Annotated in this window: 19 protein-coding genes; 4 read left to right on the top strand and 15 right to left on the bottom strand. The window is 42.1% G+C overall.

Features of this window, described 5'->3' with window-relative positions; genetic code table 11:
• The first annotated feature begins 166 nt into the window (after nt 1–166).
• Together A6749_RS09325 and ypfJ are read left to right on the top strand one after the other, a co-directional pair.
• A complete protein-coding gene (locus tag A6749_RS09325; protein ID WP_066388540.1) occupies nt 167–1,564 on the top strand; it encodes an LVIVD repeat-containing protein in 1,398 nt (465 codons plus the stop codon).
• A gap of 286 nt (nt 1,565–1,850) precedes the next feature.
• Entirely contained in the window at nt 1,851–2,681 is an 831-nt protein-coding gene (ypfJ, locus tag A6749_RS09330) for a KPN_02809 family neutral zinc metallopeptidase (protein WP_066388542.1), read from the top strand.
• A gap of 62 nt (nt 2,682–2,743) precedes the next feature.
• Here ypfJ and A6749_RS09335 read toward each other — a convergent pair whose 3' ends face one another.
• From A6749_RS09335 to A6749_RS09355, 6 genes are all read right to left on the bottom strand, one after another.
• Nucleotides 2,744–3,520: an SH3 domain-containing protein gene (locus A6749_RS09335; RefSeq protein WP_066388544.1), complete on the bottom strand. Its 777-nt coding sequence runs from the start codon at nt 3,518–3,520 to the stop codon at nt 2,744–2,746.
• Nucleotides 3,521–3,834: 314 nt separating this feature from the next.
• Nucleotides 3,835–5,016, bottom strand: coding sequence for a NupC/NupG family nucleoside CNT transporter (locus A6749_RS09340; RefSeq protein ID WP_066388550.1), 1,182 nt, complete (start codon nt 5,014–5,016; stop codon nt 3,835–3,837).
• Nucleotides 5,017–5,086: 70 nt separating this feature from the next.
• Complete coding sequence (locus A6749_RS09345) at nt 5,087–5,485, bottom strand: cytidine deaminase (RefSeq protein WP_066388552.1); 399 nt, start codon at nt 5,483–5,485, stop codon at nt 5,087–5,089.
• A 1-nt stretch (nt 5,486) separates the two neighbouring features.
• Entirely contained in the window at nt 5,487–5,627 is a 141-nt protein-coding gene (locus A6749_RS28365; protein WP_161487131.1) for a hypothetical protein, read from the bottom strand.
• 67 nt (nt 5,628–5,694) lie between these two features.
• The gene (gene deoC / locus A6749_RS09350) at nt 5,695–6,369 is read right to left on the bottom strand and encodes a deoxyribose-phosphate aldolase (protein WP_066388554.1); all 675 of its coding nucleotides are present in this window, start codon (nt 6,367–6,369) and stop codon (nt 5,695–5,697) included.
• A gap of 20 nt (nt 6,370–6,389) precedes the next feature.
• Nucleotides 6,390–7,691 (bottom strand): pyrimidine-nucleoside phosphorylase, encoded by a 1,302-nt coding sequence (locus tag A6749_RS09355; RefSeq protein WP_066388559.1) that lies wholly within the window; start codon nt 7,689–7,691, stop codon nt 6,390–6,392.
• Nucleotides 7,692–7,983: 292 nt separating this feature from the next.
• Between A6749_RS09355 and A6749_RS09360 the strand changes: the two genes are divergently transcribed.
• Complete coding sequence (locus A6749_RS09360) at nt 7,984–8,748, top strand: TrmB family transcriptional regulator (protein WP_066388560.1); 765 nt, start codon at nt 7,984–7,986, stop codon at nt 8,746–8,748.
• Nucleotides 8,749–9,008: 260 nt separating this feature from the next.
• Here the strand turns inward: A6749_RS09360 and deoD are convergent, their stop codons facing one another.
• On the bottom strand, nt 9,009–9,710 hold the full coding sequence (deoD, locus tag A6749_RS09365) for a purine-nucleoside phosphorylase (protein ID WP_066388561.1): 702 nt from the start codon (nt 9,708–9,710) through the stop codon (nt 9,009–9,011).
• A 57-nt stretch (nt 9,711–9,767) separates the two neighbouring features.
• Complete coding sequence (locus A6749_RS09370; protein ID WP_066388563.1) at nt 9,768–10,934, bottom strand: MFS transporter; 1,167 nt, start codon at nt 10,932–10,934, stop codon at nt 9,768–9,770.
• A gap of 384 nt (nt 10,935–11,318) precedes the next feature.
• Between A6749_RS09370 and A6749_RS09375 the strand changes: the two genes are divergently transcribed.
• Nucleotides 11,319–12,203 carry a DMT family transporter gene (locus A6749_RS09375; RefSeq protein WP_066388565.1) on the top strand — a complete coding sequence of 295 codons (885 nt, stop codon included), beginning with the start codon at nt 11,319–11,321 and terminating at the stop codon, nt 12,201–12,203.
• Between the two features lie 97 nt (nt 12,204–12,300).
• Here A6749_RS09375 and A6749_RS09380 read toward each other — a convergent pair whose 3' ends face one another.
• The 7 genes from A6749_RS09380 to kynU form a co-directional block, all read right to left on the bottom strand.
• On the bottom strand, nt 12,301–13,776 hold the full coding sequence (locus A6749_RS09380; protein WP_066388570.1) for an aminoacyl-histidine dipeptidase: 1,476 nt from the start codon (nt 13,774–13,776) through the stop codon (nt 12,301–12,303).
• A gap of 252 nt (nt 13,777–14,028) precedes the next feature.
• Nucleotides 14,029–14,232: a hypothetical protein gene (locus tag A6749_RS09385; RefSeq protein ID WP_066388571.1), complete on the bottom strand. Its 204-nt coding sequence runs from the start codon at nt 14,230–14,232 to the stop codon at nt 14,029–14,031.
• A 257-nt stretch (nt 14,233–14,489) separates the two neighbouring features.
• Complete coding sequence (locus tag A6749_RS09390; protein ID WP_066388573.1) at nt 14,490–15,116, bottom strand: metal-dependent hydrolase; 627 nt, start codon at nt 15,114–15,116, stop codon at nt 14,490–14,492.
• 198 nt (nt 15,117–15,314) lie between these two features.
• Nucleotides 15,315–15,938 (bottom strand): arylformamidase, encoded by a 624-nt coding sequence (kynB, locus tag A6749_RS09395; protein ID WP_066388574.1) that lies wholly within the window; start codon nt 15,936–15,938, stop codon nt 15,315–15,317.
• 691 nt (nt 15,939–16,629) lie between these two features.
• On the bottom strand, nt 16,630–17,469 hold the full coding sequence (kynA, locus tag A6749_RS09400) for a tryptophan 2,3-dioxygenase (protein WP_066388575.1): 840 nt from the start codon (nt 17,467–17,469) through the stop codon (nt 16,630–16,632).
• Nucleotides 17,470–17,485: 16 nt separating this feature from the next.
• Complete coding sequence (locus A6749_RS09405; RefSeq protein WP_084797736.1) at nt 17,486–18,874, bottom strand: amino acid permease; 1,389 nt, start codon at nt 18,872–18,874, stop codon at nt 17,486–17,488.
• Nucleotides 18,875–19,052: 178 nt separating this feature from the next.
• On the bottom strand, nt 19,053–20,327 hold the full coding sequence (gene kynU, locus A6749_RS09410) for a kynureninase (RefSeq protein WP_127488978.1): 1,275 nt from the start codon (nt 20,325–20,327) through the stop codon (nt 19,053–19,055).
• Nucleotides 20,328–20,414: the final 87 nt, after the last annotated feature.

A 20,414-nucleotide genomic window follows, 5' to 3' on the forward strand; every position in this document is an offset into this window, starting at 1 on the left:
TCTAGTGGTGCCAGTCACGCAAGCGAGTAAGCCAATATTCCTATTTTGTGCAATAAAAATAAGAGTTTAGATGGTATTATTTTTTTAATTTTCAGTATTTTATTCACTTCCTGCAAACTGGTTTATAAGTTAATATTTGTATAAATAAGGGTATAGGAGGTTTTTTATGGTTAAGTTTCCTACTAAAATTCTTGCTGCTACTTTGGCTATTTCTTTGGCAGGCGGCAGCCTTGTACTAGCTTGTGAGGATGGACAGAAGAGTTATATTGAAGCGGGCGAATCTGCATTTGGCGGTGTGCCGCAAGTAGAAGGTTCTAAGAACTTTCAGCATTTAAAAGAGACAGCTGCGGTTCCTTTAAAAGACATAAAAGGAGCTCCTGCAACAACTGCTGACGTGTATGCCTATAAGGGATATGCTTATCTTGGAACTCATAGAGGGCAAATGACCAACGAGGGCGTCCGTATTTTTGACATGAAAGACCCTTCAAATCCAAAGGAAGTCGCTGTCATTGCAAATGATATTCCTGGAACATGGCAGGAGAAAGTCATTGTCCAATCCGTCAGTACCCCTTCTTTTAAGGGAGATCTCGCTGCAGTCAGCGTCCAAAGGGTAGATAAAGAACGATACGGATATGAAGGAGAAACCTCCGACAATGGCGGCGTTGTCCTATATGATGTTACAAATCCGAAAAAGCCAAAGAAACTTGGATTTTGGAAGACCCCAACTGAACTTCCGACTGGAACCCATGAAATGTGGCTGACAGAACAAAACAATAGGGTTCTATTGCTTGCAACTAACTACCAGGCCCACAGATATAAGGACCAAGGCGTAAAGGTCCATGACTTTTCTATTGTAGATGTATCAAATCCTTCAGAGCCAAAAGAACTGGCAAATTGGGACCCAACTGTGATTGGCGATGGCTTTAACGGTGATTATACCTTTAAAGATGAAAAAGGTGCCTCTAGGACTGCCTTTTTGCATAGTATTATTGCAGACGAGACAGGCAAAACCGCCTACCTATCCTATTGGGATTTAGGAACAATCATACTTAACATCGAGGATCCGGAAAATCCAAAATTCCTAGGACGTACAAAATTTGAGAGAAATGTTCAGGGAGCCGCACATTCCGCAGCTCTTGCACAAGGAGGAAATGTTTTAATTGAAACGAGGGAAGTATTCAATCCTGATCCTCATGACCCTGGATTCGAAAGAGGCTGGGGATATGTACGCATCTATGATATCAAAGATAAAAGCAACCCAGTGTTACTAAGCACCTTCAGGACGGTAAATTCGGCCGTGCAAATCAAAGCAGGAGAACGTAAAACTGGTACGTATACCGTACATGATCCAAAGGTGAGAGGGAATACGCTTTACCTTTCCCACTATTCCGATGGTATCCGAATGGTGGACATCACGGATCCTGCCAATCCTACAGAAGTTGGATCATATGTTTCCGATAAAGCAAATGTATGGGGAGTATTTGTCGATAAGAACTATATACTGGCTTCAGATATGGGGCAGGGATTAAAAGTGCTTCAAAAAGTTGGTACAGGCTCCCGATAAAAACAAAATTTCACCTTCAAAAAGCAGTTCATCCTTCAAGATTTAAGGTTGCACTGCTTTTTTTTTCACTGCTGAATGTAAAATAATCGATTTTTCTTAGAGTTAGAAAACCACGCTGCTTTGCATTATCCAATCAAAACAAACTCGTATCCCCCCTTTTTTACATCCTTCGAAAATCATCAAATGAAACAGAAGGACCACCACCACGGCTTCATATATTTTCCCTTATGTGGGTATAACACTATGGTAATGATTATAAGACGTTTATGTGGAAGGAGGCAAAAAGATGAAGTGGAAAGGAAGACGGGAGAGTTCAAACGTGGAAGACCGGAGAGGTATGGGCGGTAAGATGGTGTTTGGCGGAGGAATTGGCGGGGTGATTATTATTCTCCTCTTCACCCTTCTTGGCGGCAATCCCGGCGATTTGATCAATAACATGTCATCGAATGATGGCTCTAATACCAACGTTCCATACGAAGAAACGGCGCAGGAGAAGGAACTGAAGGATTTTGTTTCCGTTGTGCTTGCGGATACAGAGGATGTCTGGTCTGAAATTTTTAAAAAGAAAGGGCTGGAATATGAAAATCCTAAGCTTGTATTGTACAGCGGCAGCGTTCAGTCGGCCTGCGGGTCAGCAAGCTCCGCGGTGGGGCCTTTCTATTGTCCTGGCGACCATAAACTCTATATCGACTTAAGTTTTTATCAAGAGCTAAAGGATCAGTTCCAAGCACCCGGTGACTTTGCGATGGCCTATGTGATTGCGCATGAAGTTGGTCACCATGTACAGACACTCTTGCATTTAGGTGAACAGACCCCAGCAGCTAAAAGACGTACCAATGAATACTCCATCCGATTTGAATTACAGGCAGACTATTTAGCCGGTGTCTGGGCCCACTACGTGCAAGGCAAGGGCTACCTTGAAAAAGGCGACCTCGAAGAAGCACTCAATGCCGCAAAAGCTGTCGGCGACGACAACATCCAGAAAAAATCCCAAGGCTACGTCGTGCCTGACAGCTTCACCCACGGCACCTCGGAACAAAGAAAACGCTGGTTCTACAAAGGCTTCCAAAACGGCACCATCGAAGGCGGCGACACCTTCCGCGCCGTAAACCTTTGAAGCAAAGGGACGGTTCTTGTGCCTCATTCCATATTTGATGCAGAAGAACCGTCCCCATGCAGCTATAAAACTTTCAAGCCCGTTTCTACAGCCATTATATAGCCATAACCTTTGCCGTACTTGATTTTATACCAGCCGCCTCTTTTTGCTAAGATTTGGACTTTGTTATTTTTATTTACGCTGCCAATTCGTTTAGCTGTCGCCTGTGGTGCAATTCTTACATTAAAGCCAGCCCCTGCAAGGATTTTACCATTAGCTTTCATTTTCACTTCCATTTTTGGCGCAGGAGTTGAAGAATTCAATTCATGATGAACACCATCACTGGTTGGAAGCGGGAATTTTAAACCCGCCTTTTTGACGACTGCAGCTAATGAAGCACTCACATATCCCGCTCCATTCAGCGCTCTCCCTTTTTTATCACGGACAACCGCATCAAAGGCGATGCCTGCTACATGGGGGGCATCTGGCCTAGGGTGTGAAACCAAGCCGACTAAACTATGCTTTCTTATTTCAGCATGTTTGCAGGAGCTGTTTGGTGCATGAATGATTTCGTAAAAATGCTGCTGGTACTGGAATGGACGATAAGCTGATTTGTATGTAATTTTCCAGCCTTTTGCTTTAAGCAGCTTCTCATATTTTGCTTTTGCAATTAATAACTTCGGATCGACCTCATCCCAAATAACCATTTTCCCTTTTTCCATCTTAATAGCAAGTGGATCGGTTAGTGGGGAAATCCTAGAACATTTTGATGCAGCCAAAGCTTTCCCCTGCGCCGGAATAAAAGACAACATAAAAAAAAGAATAACAAAATAAATATGTACTTTTCTCAACCTTCCCATTACGATCCTCCTATGACAAAATATCTATACTAAACTATTCAACATTCATTCCCCTTTTCCTTCCAAATTTAGAGAGTTTTTTAAAAATCCCTTGCGATATTTATCATGAGTGTACAATAAAAAAAGAGAAGTGCTATGAACACTTCTCCCTGCAACTGCTACCATCAGGGGGGTAGAGTGACCCACCCCGTAAGCTAGCTCAAAACTATTTGCTGTGCCTTTTTATGCACAAAAAATTTCTAATTGTCCCTGTAAGACTGTCCTCATGCCTCACTCCACTCATGTTCCACAAGAACCGTCCCCGTGCCTCACTCTTATAAAACGACACTAACTATAACAGCCGACAATACGCTTACTAACGTGGCGCCGTACAAAAGCTTCAACCCAAACTTGGCTACGGTATTTCCTTTTTGTTCGTTTAAACTTTTAACAGCTCCCGAGATGATTCCGATAGAGGAGAAGTTCGCAAAGGAGACCAGGAATACGGAAATAATTCCTAATGTACGCGGGCTGAATGATTCCGCTACTTTTGCCAGGTCCATCATGGCGACAAACTCATTCGTCACAAGCTTAGTGGCCAAAATACCGCCAGCCTCTACTACCTCTGCAGCCGGAACACCCATAATAAAGGCAATAGGCGCAAAGATATATCCTAAAATTTCTTGGAATGAAATCCCGAAAATCATATCAAAAACGTTATTAATCGCACCAATTAAGGCAACAAATCCAATTAACATCGCACCGACAATGACCGCTACTTTAAACCCATCCATGATATATTCCCCTAGCATTTCAAAGAAGGACTGTTTTTCTACATCCTGAATTTCGAGAATATCCTCTTCCGGTTTAACGGTATACGGGTTAATGATGGAAGCGATAATGAATCCACCAAATAAGTTAAGGACAAGAGCCGTCACCACATATCTTGGTTCAATCATCGTCATATACGCACCGACAATGGACATCGACACCGTTGACATAGCCGATGCACAAAGCGTATATAAGCGGTTGGCAGGCAGGAGTCCAAGCTGCTTTTTCACGGTAATAAACACTTCAGATTGACCAATCATCGCTGAAGCTACAGCATTGTAGGATTCCAATTTCCCCATGCCGTTTACTTTACTAAGCAGTAAACCAATGCCCCTCATTACAAACGGTAAAATTTTCAGGTACTGAAAAATCCCAATTAAGACGGAAATAAACACAATCGGCAGCAATACATTCAAGAAGAAAGGAGATTCCCCTTTATTGGCCAGTCCGCCAAATACAAAGGAGATTCCTTCGCCCGCATATTCCAGCAGCTTGCTAAAAACAGAGGCGAACACCTTGATTAATTCCAAACCGAGCGTCGTATTTAATAATAATGCTGATAATATTAATTGAATAATAACCATAAGAATAATCGGTTTAATTTTGATCTGTTTCCGGTTATTGCTCGCTGCGTAAGCTAATCCTAAAACAACAAGCAAACCGATGAGTGCAATGATATATTTCACGGTTAGTCCTCCAGATGATGTACTTTTCTTAAGATGCCGTATCCGCTTTCACTAAATACATAAAATGTACTTATTTCGTTAAATCCTTCGATGAAAAAAATCCAGGCAGTAATTCGGCAATGGTTGTCTCTTCGATGGCTCCATTTAAGTTGGCTAGAATAACTTTCGTGTCTTGGTCACAAAATTCAGCCATCACCTGACGACAAGCGCCACAAGGCGAAATCGGTCCTTCGGTGTCACCAACCACGACGATTGCCTCAATCTCTTGATCCCCCTCAGAAACTGCTTTAAAAATAGCAGTTCTTTCAGCGCAGTTCGTTAATCCGAAGGAAGCATTTTCAATATTACAGCCACGAAAAACGTGGTTATTTTTTGTCAATACGGCTGCGCCGACTTGAAAGTTTGAATAGGGAGTATAGGCTTTTTTTCTGGCTTCAATTGCCTGATTTACTAATGCTCGAATATCCATTTCAGCCTTTTCCTTTCTTTTTGAAGGTTTCAGGCTGGTCTTTTGGCCAGCCTGATTCTGTTTCTCTCGTCCTTTTCGCTTCGCCGATAACTGTTATAGATTCGCCGATAAATTGCTGCTTTTCGCCGATATCTAGTTCCATTTCGCCGATATCTCACTATGTTTCGCCGATATTGGTTCCAACAGACACAGTCCTGAAAACTCACGAATTAATAGGAAGCTGTTGAAGTTTCACCGTTCACAATCTTTACACCTGAACTAGCACCAATTCGATTGGCGCCTGCTTTGATCACAGCTTCAGCGTCTTCTAAACTTCTCACGCCGCCGGAAGCTTTGACACCTACATCAGGACCGACTGTTTTTCTCATGAGAGCAACATCCTCTGGAGTCGCGCCGCCAGTGGAGAAACCAGTAGAGGTTTTCACAAAGTCTGCTCCGGCTTTAACGGATAACTCGCATGCCTTTACTTTTTCTTCGTCTGTTAACAGAAATGTTTCGATAATCACTTTTGTCAAAGCCTTCCCTTTTGCTGCATCGACAACCGCTTTGATATCTTTTTCAACCACATCATATTGCTTGTCCTTTAAGGCCCCAATATTAATAACCATATCCACTTCCGTTGCGCCGTTTTCAATCGCATTTTCCGTTTCAAAGGCTTTTACTTCTGATGTCGTAGCCCCGAGCGGAAAGCCAATCACGGTGCAGACTTTCACTTCTGGTGTATCACGAAGGAATTCTGCTGCGGTCTTGACCCATGTTGGATTAATGCAAACGGAAGCAAATTTGTATTGTTTCGCTTCTTCAAGCAATAGCATCACTTCTGCCTTTGCAGCATCAGCTTTTAATAATGTGTGATCAATTAATCCTGCTAGATTTTGTGTCATGCTTCTCATCCTCTTCTTAATTATTGAATTTCTGTATAAATCAATGTAGGTTTTTCCACTTTTTCATCTGCCAGCCTGTAAGCAGCGTAGATTTTTTCGATAACTTCCTCTACATTTTCCTGGTTGCTATGAATCGTCACCAATGCCTCTCCTGGTTGGATATAATCCCCTACCTTCTTATGAAGCATCACGCCTACGGCTAAATCGATGACCGATTCTTTTGTCGCGCGTCCAGCACCAAGCAGCATCGCAGCAATACCGATTTCCTCAGCAGCGATTTCAGCTACATAACCAGATTGTTTCGCAAGAACTTCTACTGTATAAGAAGCGGTTGGAAGTTTTGCCGGATCATCGACAACGGATGCATCCCCGCCTTGGGCGGCTAGGAAGATTTTAAAGGTTTCCAGCGCCTTTCCGTTTCGGATCGATTTTTCGAGCATTTCACGCGCTTGATTCGTATCGGCTGCTTTTTCCGCCAAAACTACCATATAGCTGCCTAGCGTTAAGCAAAGTTCATGTAAATCCTCCGGTCCTTGCCCTTTCAGCGTGTCAATCGCTTCTTTTACTTCAAGCGCATTTCCAACGGCGAAGCCAAGCGGCTGGCTCATATCGGAAATGATCGCCTTTGTTTTACGGCCAACACCGTTTCCGATGTCCACCATAGTCTGGGCTAAATCCTTCGCATCCTCAAGATTTTTCATAAACGCTCCGCTGCCTGTTTTGACATCAAGCACAATCGCATCTGCCCCTGCGGCAATTTTTTTGCTCATAATCGAACTTGCAATCAGCGGAATAGAATCAACAGTCGCCGTTACATCTCGTAAGGCATACAATTTTTTATCGGCAGGTGTTAAATTACCACTTTGACCAATGACAGCTACTTTATTCTTATTGACTAAATCCGTAAATTCATCGTTGGTAATTTCTACATGAAACCCTTCAATGGATTCCAATTTGTCAATTGTACCACCAGTATGGCCAAGGCCTCTGCCTGACATTTTAGCAACCGGTACACCAACCGAAGCAACTAGCGGTGCCAGCACAAGAGTGGTGGTATCGCCGACTCCGCCGGTACTGTGCTTATCTACTTTTATTCCCTCAATCCCGGAAAGATCAATTTGATCACCAGATTGAACCATCGCTTCTGTTAAATAAACGCGTTCTTTCTTTGTCATTCCTTGAAAAAATACAGCCATCGAAAAGGCGGACATTTGATAGTCAGGAATGTCTCCGTTTGTAAAGCCATTTATCAAAAATTGAATTTCATCTTTCGATAATTCAAACCCATCACGTTTTTTCTCGATCAAGTCAACCATTCTCATAGTATTTCCTCCTTATATTAGACGGAAATGTTCACCTTCATCCAAAAAAGTCTTGGACGGGAGCGTTTTCATTTCTTTTAAAAAGTGAATAAATAATAATGATTTGATAAACTACATTGATTACTATAGCAGTAGTAACCATTCAAGTAAATAGCTATTTTTTTAAAAAAGTAACTTCCTCTAATGGTAATTCATAGGAGGTTGTGAAAAGCGTTTACAAAACTACCTTCATGCCATATGATAAATTTAGTTTGTAAATTATTAGATTATTGACATAAAAGAGGTTAGAGCCATGCTCCAAAAGTTTGGATTTTCGCAATATGAAAGCAAAGTATATGAATGTTTATCCTCAAGTCCTGAACCTCTTGACGCTTCGATGATCGTGAAGCACTCAGGGGTCCCAAAAGCTAAAGTATATGAAGTAATTTCAAGAATGATCGAAAAAGGGATGGTACTAGATTCAGTTTCCGAAAAGAAAAAGCTTTACACGGCTTTACCGTTGAATCTTGTGATTGAAAAGCTGACGAAGGATTTCCAAGCGAATATCAATAAATTAAAAAACAATTCCAGCAAAAAAATCGTAAAAGATGACCGGGTGTGGAGTTTAAAAATGGATTCTTCCATCAAGCTGCAATGTAAGCAGCTATTGGAGGAGGCACAACATTCAATTCACATTTCTATATGGAAAGATGAACTGCCCGAATATTTGCCAATATTACTGGAGAAAGAACAATCCGGTGTCAAAGTAGAAGCCCTGATCGTTGGGGGGGCGGCAGAGGAAATCGCGTTATCCACCGTTTATACGTTGTCTCCCACCGAGGAACATCGATTATTGGAGAAAAACCGCCTCATTATTATTGATGAAGAAACGATTTTATTTGCCGGTGTAGAGAACGGCACGTGGCAGGCGATGATCACCAAATCAGCGCCATTTGTCAAATTTTTCGTTGAATTCTTCCATCATGATGTCGCCTTAACGACCATCACCAAACGATACGAAGACCAGTTAATGCAGGATGAAGAAATCAAACAACTTTTACTAAGGCTGCGCTATTAAAAAGATGTCAGGCACCATGTGAATTTTTCACATGTCCAGCTTCAGCGCCCAGCGACTAGTGTACTTCGGTCTTCTCCCTACGATAAGTCAACATCGAATCGCTAATGTTCTTCGTGTTTCCTTTATCTCAGTCGAAGCCCTCCACAAGGAAGGCTTCGACAGCATAAGCATCGCACGAAGAAAATGCGTTAGCATTTTCGAGGAGTCCATACGTCGCTAAACGGGCGCTTACGCTTTTCTTGATGCCTGACACCTTTGCTCTATATTAATGTTTCAAGCGCGATTGTGACCATGTCATTGAAGCTTGTCTGCCGTTCCTCAGCTGTTGTATCCTCGCCGGTAAAGATATGATCGCTGACTGTCAGAATGGACAGTGCTTGTGCGCCGTACTTTGCGGCCAATGTGTACAAGGCAGTTGTTTCCATCTCCACCGCCAGTACCCCATAGTCGGCTAATTTTTGAACAAGATCAATGCTATCACGATAAAAAACATCTGCTGATAAGACATTACCGACCTTAAGATTGATTCCCTGATTTGTTCCAATTTGGAAGGCCTTATTTAACAAACCAAAGTGAGCACAAGGAGCATAATCAACCCCAGAAAAAGTGAGCCGGTTAATATTCGAATCAGTCGAAGCCGTCATCGCAAGGACAACATCGCGGACATGCATATCCTTTTGAATCGCCCCGCAGGAACCAACCCGAATCAAGTTTTTCACGCCATATTCGCGAATCAGTTCATTTACATAAATAGAGAGGGATGGCAGCCCCATTCCGGTTCCTTGAACGGATACCTTTTCCCCTTTATATGTTCCAGTAAAGCCCAGCATACCACGCACTTCGTTATAACAGATAACATCCTCTAGAAATGTTTCAGCAATATACTTTGCCCGCAGCGGATCCCCCGGCAGCAGAATTTTTTCTGCAATTTCACCTTGTTTTGCATTAATATGAACACTCATCACATCAGGATCTATAAAAAGGGTCTCCCTCCTTACAAATCCCGTTCACCTCCTTGTTTATAGTTCATGAACTTCTTTATTGGTTACATGTGTTCCTCTTAGTGAAAAAATCGAACAAATGAATGCCAGCACGACAAAAATACCGCCGATGGATGCATTATAATGAACAGATGACTGGTTAATCACCATACCGCCGATCACAGATCCCGCGGCAATTCCTAAATGCATCGCTGAATTATTCAGACCTTGCTGGATATCCGCTATCTCCGGTGATGTTTCAATTAAATAATTTTGCATCGCCGGTGTAAGGGCCCAGCTTAACATGCTCCATACCATCATTACTATGACAAACAGGGTAATGGAGAAGGTTACGTTAGGCAGAATCAAGAGGGCGAGACAGAATGCCGCGACAACCGCTAGGATACTTTTCTTCGATCCCCATTTGTCGGCTAAAAATCCGCCCAGCCCGCCGCCAAAAACGGCTGCGATCCCAAATATAAAATAAAAAATACTAATCCATGCTGCATTTAAATGCAGGGTTGTTTGTAAAAAAGGTGTGAGATAGGCATACAAAGTCAGATGCCCAGTTAAAAACAGCAAGGATGTCAGCTGGGCAAACAATATTTTTGGCTTCTTTAATGTTTTTAATTGATTTCCGATTGAAATAATCGGTTTAGGAGCCATTTTTTGCAGAAATAACATCACTCCCGCCATGGAAATAAGAGTAAGGACAGCAATGAACAGAAAGGGCGTGCGCCAGCCGAAATGATTTCCAATCACAAGACCCAACGGTACACCGATGACTAACGACCCGCTGACTCCCATGAAAATGACGCCAATTGCTCGGGCGCGAAACTCTTCCTTGACAATGCTCGAGGCCATCGTTGCCGATAATACAATTAACAGAGAACCTGTTGCTGCAGAAATCATTCTGGTGATAAAAAGGATGAAGAAATTAGGGCTGAAAAAAGCGAGAATATTTCCGCCAAAAAAGATCAATAACGTCCAAAGAAATAGTTTTTTCCTTTCCACTTTAGCTGTTAAGGTTAACAGCACAGGTGAGGCAACAGCGAAAACAAGGGAGTAAATGGTAATCAATTCGCCGGCTTTACTCACCGACACCCCTAAGCCGTCGGCCACAATATCCAAAATCCCGCCAACAATCAATTCCGCCATCCCCACTACAAACGAAACAATGGCTAACATGTACACTCTAAAATTCAAAATGATGGACCTCCTTTCGGTAATATTATTTACAGTTTTAGGTTACTACCTGTATAGTAACCTATTATAAATATTTGTGGCAAGAACTAATTTTTTCTATAAACAAAAAAATGCCAAGCACACCGCTAAATGGGTGTCTGGCATTTTTATAGTGAGGCATGGGGTCGGTTCTTGTGTTTCATTTAGGGCATGGCAATGATGTTTTTCAGACTATTACTACTATTAGCAACTTAAATACATCCCTTTCCTTTTGGTGAAAATCCATATAGGATAATGAGTAGTGAATTGGGGGAAGAAAAATAATATAGGGGATGAAAGACATTTACAATGGTTTAGATGGAAAAACTCGTATCGTAACCAGTTAAATAGAGAAAGAAGGTTATTATGTTAAAAGCATATTTTTTACTAACTATTTGTGTTGTGGTTTGGGGAAGTAATTTTATATTTGGCAAGATGTTAGTACAAGATTTTTCTCCAACTCTTTTAACCATGGTTAGACTTGTGTTTATTGTATTATTATTATTTGGATTATCCGCAAACAAAAAACACTTCAGCAAATTGAATAAAACAGATTTACTTATAGTTTTTTCACTAGGAGTTATTGGTGTATTCATAAACCAATGGTCATTTTTTGTAGGATTACAAACAGCGGACCCAACAACTTCTGCCTTAATTTTAGCCACTACCCCTATTTTAACTAGTGCTCTAGCTGCCATTTTTCTAAAAGAAAAGTTAACCATTCGGATGCTGATGGGTTCTATTGTAGCCATTATAGGGATTTACTTTGTGGTAACAAACGGAAAATTATCCTCTGTACATGTCGATAAAGGGTTATTATGGATCGTTATAACGATGGTCACCTTTTCTATAATGATTATTTTGACAAGGCTCCTCTCTCAAAGAATAGCTCCGCTTACCATTACTTTATATTCGAATCTAGTGGGATTGGTGGTGTCAATTCCATTTGTATTTTTACTAGATCACCCCTTACGAATCAGCACTAGCATGTCGAGTTGGGCTCTGCTAATTTGCACAGCTGTTGTGGTGCACGGGATTGCGACACTGATTTGGAATAGCAACATCCGACATGTTGATGCATCAAAGGCTTCAATTCTATCTAATTTAGAGCCTTTTGTAACCATGATTATGGGATTAATATTACTCTCCAAACCAATTACGGGTACGGAAATTTTGGGTTCTCTATTTATTGTCGGTGGAGTCGTCCTGTCTACGTACCAACGAAAAAACAAAACGGCTACCATTAAATAACGGAGGTACTCCAGTTTTCTTGGGCAATTTTCCGAAAAGAAAATTGCAAAAAAATGATGCATGAGATCCGTCCCCATGCATCATTCTGCGTACGTTACTACGCCTCCCAATCAAAAGACTTCATTTCCTTTAATACGGATAGGAAGTACTCCCAGTTATTGATGGTTGATGGGATGCTTAGATGTTCGTTTGGTGTGTGGACATTATACATGTTCGGTCCTATTGATATTGCGTCGAGCCCAGCGATTTTGTCGATGAAAATACCGCACTCGATGCCGGCATGGACGGCGATAATCTCAGCCTCCTTGGCGTATTTTTCCCGGTGCACCTTCTCAAATACTTTACGAATCTTTGAATCCGAATTATAAGGCCACTCTGGATAATCGTTTTCCGTTAAAAACCCGCAGCCCAGCGTTTCCGCTACTAAGCGAGCCCGTTTGACAATATCTTCTTTTAAACTTTTCACTGAACTTCTTGCATCACTTTCAAAATGCAGCTCTGTCTCAGTTGTGGTTACCACTCCGAGGTTGGTCGAGCTCTCCACTAGTCCGGCAATTTCCATACTCATGCTTTGAATACCGTTTGGAATTAGCATCAGTGAAGCAATGGCTTTCTGTTTTGTTTGCTCCGAAAAAACACGAGGAACCTCAGGCTCCGCTTTTTTCAAGCTAATATGTATCTCTGGGTCAGACGTTTTTAGCTCATTTTTTAAAATGTTATTCCATTCATCGATTTTAGCTTCTAATTTTTCAATTGAATCTTCAGATACTAAAATAACCGCATCCGTTTCACGAGGAATCGCATTGGTGGCTGCCCCACCGTTGATTTGCTGCAAGAAATACGGGACGTCATCAGCTAGGCCTGCCAAGATTCTCCCCATAATTTTATTGGAATTGCCTCTTCCCTTATGAATAGACATCCCGGAATGCCCGCCTTTTAATCCTTTAACACTGAGTGAATATGCAGCTGTGTTCATCGGTGCCTTATCCCAAACAATTGGCAGGACTTGCGTTGTTTTGATTCCGCCGGCGCTGCTAACTAATAACTTATGGTCTTCCTCTGAATCAATATTAATTAGAATTTCCCCCGCAAAGTTAGCTGGGTCTACCGCTAAAGCACCACCCATTGTTGTTTCTTCCTCTGTCGTGATGACAACTTCCAGGGCGGGATGGGGGATTTCCTTGGAATCCAGCAGAGCAAGGGCGTAAGCAACCGCCACACCATTATCGGCGCCTAATGTAGTCTCGGTTGCATAAAGCATATCCTCCACGATTCTCAATTGAATTGGGTCCTTTTCAAAATCATGAACAGTCCCCTGATTTTTTTCGCAAACCATATCCATATGTCCTTGAATGATCAGGGTCGGTACGTCTTCATATCCATTGGTGGCAGGCTTTTTGATAATGACATTTAAGGCTTCGTCCTGTATCACTTCCAAATGACGCTCTTTTGCAAACTGAACTAAATAATCACTAATCGCTTTCTCATTCCCGGAACCCCTTGGAATCTTCGAAATCTCTGAAAAAAAGTAAAATACCGGGTGCTGTATTAAATCCTTTAAACTATTGTACATTGTGACCTTCCTCTCATTTTAAATTAACCTCATGAATGCTTTATGAGGACAAGATTGGCATTTTCCCTAGGCTCTCTGGCTGGGTCCGACTGCATTAGCAGCATCATTCCTGGATATTCTGTCTGCACTTCAATTTCTCCCTTACATTATACCTCATTCTGCTTATTAAGGAGTGAGGCATGGAGATGCTTCTTCCACTTCAAAAATTAAAAAAGATGCATGAGAACGTTCCCCATGCATCTTTATTATGTTTTAGTTTATTAAGTCTTGAACCTTTAATTCGATAGCGCTAAGATGTGTTTCTTTCAGTTTATTTTTAGGATGTGGATGAAACCATTGAATTTCTCCAGCTTTGAAAAGGCCGGCATAATCCTTTCCTTTAATATTTATCTTAAACTGTTGACATTCGTGGAACAGACCTTTAAACATTGTTTTCACTTCAAAATTCTTAAACATAATAATAACCTCCTTAATTTTAGAAAGCTATTTTAACTTTACTTTCGTGCTTCCTTGTTTATAACAATAACGGTTAAAGATAACAATTTAATGAGAATAAGATTAGAATTCAATGAGAAGTAATTAGGAGGGGAGCTTTGGGGATTGGAATATATTAAGTCCATCTTTGAAGATAAATAAAAGCACATCCAGCTGGATGTACTTTTATTAGAAAAATTACCGATTGTCTCTTGAAACCGCCCTACCAATCTTGAAATCTATATCTCTATCGAAGAAATAGGTAAAAACAGCTTCACACCTCGTTTATTAAAAGGCAGTATTTTTAAATCGGCAATTAAATGGCTAATATAACCGATAAGGCAGGTGTAATAAACACCATTAATACCGAGGGACGCTTCTAGTTTGGAAGCGATTATTCCGAAGAAAAGGACTCCCAAAATCGAATGAGTATAGCTGCGGTGTGAAACAAAAGACGCGATCAGAATATAGATTCCAAGCAGAATTAACCACGTTTCCTGTAAAGAAATTCCGCCCAACAGGACTCCGATTCCGGTAATGGTTAACATATGCTTTTGCTTGATCTTTGCCGATACGGCCATCATAACTATGCCGATCCCCATACCAATCCATCTCTCATCAGCCGAACCCTCAAAGAAACTATAAACGACCATCAAAATCCCAATTAACTGTGCAACCAGCTGAATCAAATGATGGGAAAATGTGATTTTTTCCCGAAGCTTCCCATCAATGTCCAGATCGGGGACCAACGCCGAAACTCCGCCTAATCCAACTAAAAATAGAGTAGTTGAAGGAGATGTATGAAGAGTGTTGGCAACAACAAATCCTGCTGCCGCTCCAATTGCTGCATGTGCTGTTCCGTTCAATAGTCATTCCACCTTTGTTGTAGTACTTTCCAAAACACTGCTTTATTCATTCTACAACAAAACATCTGTTCTGTTAAAAAGTTTTTTATTTTATTGAAGGGAGTTTTTCTACTAATCACTATATTAACAAAGGCTGGAACCCGATTTCTTTTTAGAATTGGATTCCAGCCCTTAATGTTCTATTTCAAGAAGTGATACCTACACTCTCCGTAATACCGCACGGACTGGGCTCCCGTCTGCTTCCACGAGTGAAAGCGGGAGGGCGGCTAATTCATAGTCGCCTGAGTCGATATGGTCTAGCACCAAACCTTCCAGAATGTGAATTCCATGACGGGTTAGTTCATGGTGTGCTGAAAGTTCTTTGCTATCAATTGGATCTACGGATGGTAAATCGAGGCCAAGCAGCCGGATTCCCTTATTTCCCAGATAGGACGCTAACTCGGGTTCGATTTCTGGAATCGCAGCTGGGAAAACACTTCGATCGGTCCATGCATCGGTTCGGATTAACAGGCGTGTGACTCCTTCAAGCTCAACTCCGGATAATTCCTTTATTCCAATCGATGACGGTTTCGGCAAATGGATGACCTGGGCCCTGCCAATATATAAATTTACATCAAGCTCAATGACTCTCTTTCCATCATTGTCAAAATGAAACGGGGCATCAATATGTGTACCAGTGTGGGTGCTCATCGTGATCTGCCCGACATTAACCGAACCGCTTTCCTCTTTACTCCAAGTAACTTTGTAGCTAAAAGGGGTGTCCCCCGGCCAAACAACAATGCGGTTATCCAGCGGCTGAGAAATATCAATCCAAGGATTCATGAGTAAAAACCTCCTAAACTATTCTTTTAGGCAAAAAACTGTTCAATTGAAGACAAAACAGCCTTAATTTTATGGAAAAGTGTCTTCTATATGTCTTATTGGAGACAATATCTACTGCGTCTTTATAAAAAATGTCTTCAATAGGCCGCATTGGAGACAAAACTCTCTCCATTTTTGTAAAAGTGTCTCCAATAAGCTTCATTGGAGACAAAACTCTCTCTTTTTTAACGAGAAGTGTCTCCAATAAGCTCCATTGAAGACAAAATCCGCTTCCTTTTCACGAAAACTGTCTTTAATAAGCTTCATTGAAGACAAAATCCACTCTTTTTTCACGAAAAGTGTCTCCAATAAGCTTCATTCAAGACAAAACCCGCTCCATGTTCACGAGAAGTGTCTCCAATAAGCTCCATTGAAGACAAAATCCGCTCTTTTTTCACGAGAAGTGTCTCCAATAAGCTCCATTGGAGACAAAACCCACTCTTTTTTCACGAAAAGTGTCTCCAATAAGCTTCATTGGAGACAAAACTCTCTCTATTTTTACGAAAAGTGTCTCCAACAAGCACCATTGGAGACAAAACTCTCTCCATTTTCACGAAAACTGTCTCCAATAAGCCACATTGGAGACAAAATCCGCTCTATTTACTCAATAACTGTCTTCAATAACAGCTAGAATTACCAAGCACATCCCCTCTTACAGCTTTGTCCGTAAGCTCAACAGCTCCGGGAAAAATTGCTGGTCCAGCACTCTTTTTAAATAGGTAACTCCGGACGAGCCGCCTGTTCCTGTTTTATGGCCAATAATTCTTTCGACTGTAGTCATATGATTAAATCGCCAAAGCTGCTGCTGGTTGCCGATATCCACCAGCTTCTCCGCCAGCTCGTATAAATCCCAATATTGGTCCGTGTTGCGGTACACCGTCAGCCATGCCTCTTCGACACTTGCGTTCGGTTCATAGTTTTGCGACCAGTCGCGGTTCAGCGCTTTTTCATCGACCTCTAACCCATGCGCCGCAAGTGCAAATATTGCTGCATCATAAATGCTCGGCTCATTTAGCGCCTTCACCATCAACGGATATAACTCTTCCTGATGCTGATAGACGGCAAGGGTACGAGCATTCTTATTTCCAAGCGCAAACTCAATCAAGCGATTTTGATAGGATTGAAATCCTGAAGAGCGCCCCAATTTATCACGAAATTGCATGTACTCGGACGGCGTCAGCGTTGAAAGCACACTCCACGACTGGATGAGCTGCTGTTGAATCCTCGATACCCGCGACAGCATTTTAAACGAAGGCTCCAGATCATTTTGACGGATGCAGGCAATGGCCGCATTCAGCTCGTGCAAAATCAGCTTCATCCATAACTCGCTCGTTTGATGAATGATGATAAACAGCATTTCATCGTGGTGATCCGAAAGCCGGTGCTGGCTCGACAAAAGCTGGTCAAGCCGCAAATAATCACCATATGACATATCCTTTTGAAAGTCTAATTGAATGCCTTTTTCTAAATTTTTATTCTCTAAGTTATCCATTTTGAAGACCCCCTAATCAATCTTTCACCACTATGTCCTGCTGGGAAGCTGCATCCACTCTCTTTTTATGAAAAAAGAAATAGACAACCGTTAAAAATACCAGCCACGGAATCCCGAACTGAAGCAAAATTTTAAACGGTGTAAACCATGTTGTAATCATTAAACACACTAACAAAACCGCTCCAAGTAGGGTTAAATAAGGAAACCCGATCATCCTCACAGGAAGCTTGCGGCCCCCTGATTTTTCCCACATGTTTCGGAAAAATAAATGCGAAATAAACACCATTAACCATGTAAAAATAGCTCCAAACATAGAAATCCCCATCATAAAGGCGTACGAGGTTCCCGGGAACACGGCGCTGACCACCGCGGCGACAATAATCCCGACGGCGGAAACAGCTAGAGCAAATAATGGAACTCCCTTACCATTAACTTTTCCAAAAACAGCAGGAGCAAATTTTGCTTGGGACAAAGAGAACACCATTCTAGTCGAAGCATACAATTGGCTGTTCATCGCCGATAAGGCTGCGGTCAAAATAATAAAATTCATAATTCCAGAGGCACCGGGGATATTCAAAATTTCCATTACTTTTACAAATGGACTTTTATCGATACCTGCCTGCTTCCACGGAACAATCATCAGCATGATCGCGAGCGTCAGGACATAAAAGGTGGAAAGACGGAAAACCGTTGCCTTCAACGCTTTAGGCACCGCCACATCGGGATCCTTCGCTTCACCGGCGGTTACGGCAATCAATTCGGTTCCTAAAAAGCTAAATAGCGAAATAAAAATCGCAATCCAGACACCCTTAAAGCCAAACGGCAGAAATCCCCCGTCATTTGTAAAATTTTCAGGACCAATGTTAGAAGGACCAGAGGATCCAAATAAAACATAAGCGCCTAGTAAAATAAAGCCGATAATCGCACTGATTTTGATCATCGAAAACCAGTATTCAAAGGTTGCAAAGGTGTGTACGCTCGTAGCATTTACATAAATGAGCACCGCTCCAAAAAACAAAATCCAGACAATTCCCGGCACGGTTGGGAACCAGTATTTCATATAGACGGCAATGGCACTTACTTCGACTCCGACAGCCAAAACGTTGGCAACCCAATACGAATAGCGGACGAGGTACCCAGCCATCGGATGGATGTATTTTTCGGCAATTAGCCCGAACGATCCTGATGTGGGATGGGCAACCGTCATTTCCGCCAAACAGCCCATGAGCAAGAGGACAATAAACGCCCCAATTGCATAACTAATCAAGACACCCGGCCCTGCCGTACTAATGGCAAGACCGCTGCCGAGGAACAGCCCGGTTCCGATGGCACACCCCATCGCAATCATCGTCAGCTGCTTTGTTTTGAGTTCCCGCTTTAATCCCTTTTCCATCTTACTTTCCATATGTCCCCGCCTTTCCTTTATCGGAATTTTTTTTATGAAGCCGCAGCGTCACTTTTTAGGTATCGCGGCTTCTTTTTCTGCTTATCTGCGAATTTTTGCGTATGGCATGCATTATTTGCCTATAGCAGCATGTTACTTGCAGATAACAACAAGTTACTTGCGAGTTGCTCCATTCCGTCTACGCCACAATTTCCCGCTCATTAGCAAACTTCTCATATTGTTTTTCCGTCATAATTTCCTTCAAAATTCGCACCACGTTCCACACGTCTCCATAAGAGGTATAAAGCGCAATCGGCGCTAGGCGGATCACGTTTGGGGCGCGGAAATCCGGAATAATCCCGTTTTCTTTTAATGACTTACAAATCCGTGCTGCTTCCGGATGCTCAAGGCAGACATGGCCGCCGCGGCGTGCATCGTCACGTGGATTGCCAATTTCAAACCCAAGCCCCGCTAACTCCACTTCAATCAATTCCATGAAATACTGATTGATCTCTAGCGATTTTTTTCGAATATTTTCAATCCCTGCTTCTGCAAAAATTTCCAAAGATCCAAGCAGCGGTGCCATGCTTAACACATGCGGCGTGCCTATTTGATAGGCCCCGGCTGTTTCCGCAGGCGTAAAGGTATGCTCCAGATCAAACTGTTTATCCTTTCGGGAGCCAAACCATCCGGCCAAACCAGGATTCGTACCAAAATGTTTCCGATTCACATACAGCCCGCCAACACTTCCCGGCCCGCCGTTCAAGTATTTGTAATTACACCAATACGCAAAATCTACATCCCACTCGCTAAAAGCATGAGGGATCGCCCCGACGGAATGACAGCCATCAAAACCGATTAAAATGCCGCGTTTATGGGCTTCCTCGGTTAACCGTTTCATATCAAGAATTTGCCCGCTGCGATACTGAACCGTCGGGAGAATCACTAAAGCCACCTCATCGGTCATTGCTTCTATTATATCCTCTTCTTCAATGACACGGCCATCCCTGCTTTTTACGCGAATCAAATGCTCATCTGGATCATAACCGTGGATGCGTAGCTGGCTTTTTAGCGCATAAATATCCGTAGGAAAATTCAACTCATCAGCTACAATTTTCGTCCGTTTTCCTTGCGGCTGATAAAATGTCGCTACTAACTGATGTAGATTAACCGTCGTGGAACCGGTTACAATCACTTCCTCAGCTGATGCTCCTACGAGGGGTGCCAACAATTCTGCTAATCTCTCAGAAAGATCAAACCAGGGATGTGTTCCCTTTGTCCAGCCGTCAATCCCCTGTTCCTTCCAATCTTCCAGCGATTCCAGCAAAGTCCGTTCTGCTCGCTTTGAAAGCAGCCCCAACGAGTTTCCGTCCATATAAATCGAACCTGGCTTGAGAAAAAACTCCTCCCGAAACTGCCTTAAAGAGTCCGCGTCATCTAGTTTTTTTGCATATTCTAAAGTTGGTTGCATCATTATGAAATTCCCCCTTTTTATTACTTGAAGAAAATATATCAATAAATATGACATGATGTCAATATTATATTTCAGAAAATTAACAAT

The organism is Neobacillus mesonae, from assembly GCF_001636315.1.
GTDB lineage: Bacteria > Bacillota > Bacilli > Bacillales > Cytobacillaceae > Neobacillus > Neobacillus mesonae.

Bases quoted from the DNA above. Each gene is read 5' to 3' on its own strand.
- kynA (WP_066388575.1), bottom strand. From the start codon at position 17,469: ATGGATAACTTAGAGAATAAAAATTTAGAAAAAGGCATTCAATTAGAC.
- A6749_RS09405 (WP_084797736.1), bottom strand. From the start codon at position 18,874: ATGGAAAGTAAGATGGAAAAGGGATTAAAGCGGGAACTCAAAACAAAG.
- ypfJ (WP_066388542.1), top strand. From the start codon at position 1,851: ATGAAGTGGAAAGGAAGACGGGAGAGTTCAAACGTGGAAGACCGGAGA.
- A6749_RS09380 (WP_066388570.1), bottom strand. From the start codon at position 13,776: ATGTACAATAGTTTAAAGGATTTAATACAGCACCCGGTATTTTACTTT.
- kynU (WP_127488978.1), bottom strand. From the start codon at position 20,327: ATGATGCAACCAACTTTAGAATATGCAAAAAAACTAGATGACGCGGAC.
- A6749_RS09375 (WP_066388565.1), top strand. From the start codon at position 11,319: ATGTTAAAAGCATATTTTTTACTAACTATTTGTGTTGTGGTTTGGGGA.
- deoC (WP_066388554.1), bottom strand. From the start codon at position 6,369: ATGACACAAAATCTAGCAGGATTAATTGATCACACATTATTAAAAGCT.
- A6749_RS09360 (WP_066388560.1), top strand. From the start codon at position 7,984: ATGCTCCAAAAGTTTGGATTTTCGCAATATGAAAGCAAAGTATATGAA.
- A6749_RS09355 (WP_066388559.1), bottom strand. From the start codon at position 7,691: ATGAGAATGGTTGACTTGATCGAGAAAAAACGTGATGGGTTTGAATTA.
- A6749_RS09345 (WP_066388552.1), bottom strand. From the start codon at position 5,485: ATGGATATTCGAGCATTAGTAAATCAGGCAATTGAAGCCAGAAAAAAA.
- A6749_RS28365 (WP_161487131.1), bottom strand. From the start codon at position 5,627: ATGGAACTAGATATCGGCGAAAAGCAGCAATTTATCGGCGAATCTATA.
- kynB (WP_066388574.1), bottom strand. From the start codon at position 15,938: ATGAATCCTTGGATTGATATTTCTCAGCCGCTGGATAACCGCATTGTT.
- A6749_RS09325 (WP_066388540.1), top strand. From the start codon at position 167: ATGGTTAAGTTTCCTACTAAAATTCTTGCTGCTACTTTGGCTATTTCT.
- deoD (WP_066388561.1), bottom strand. From the start codon at position 9,710: ATGAGTGTTCATATTAATGCAAAACAAGGTGAAATTGCAGAAAAAATT.
- A6749_RS09335 (WP_066388544.1), bottom strand. From the start codon at position 3,520: ATGGGAAGGTTGAGAAAAGTACATATTTATTTTGTTATTCTTTTTTTT.
- A6749_RS09385 (WP_066388571.1), bottom strand. From the start codon at position 14,232: ATGTTTAAGAATTTTGAAGTGAAAACAATGTTTAAAGGTCTGTTCCAC.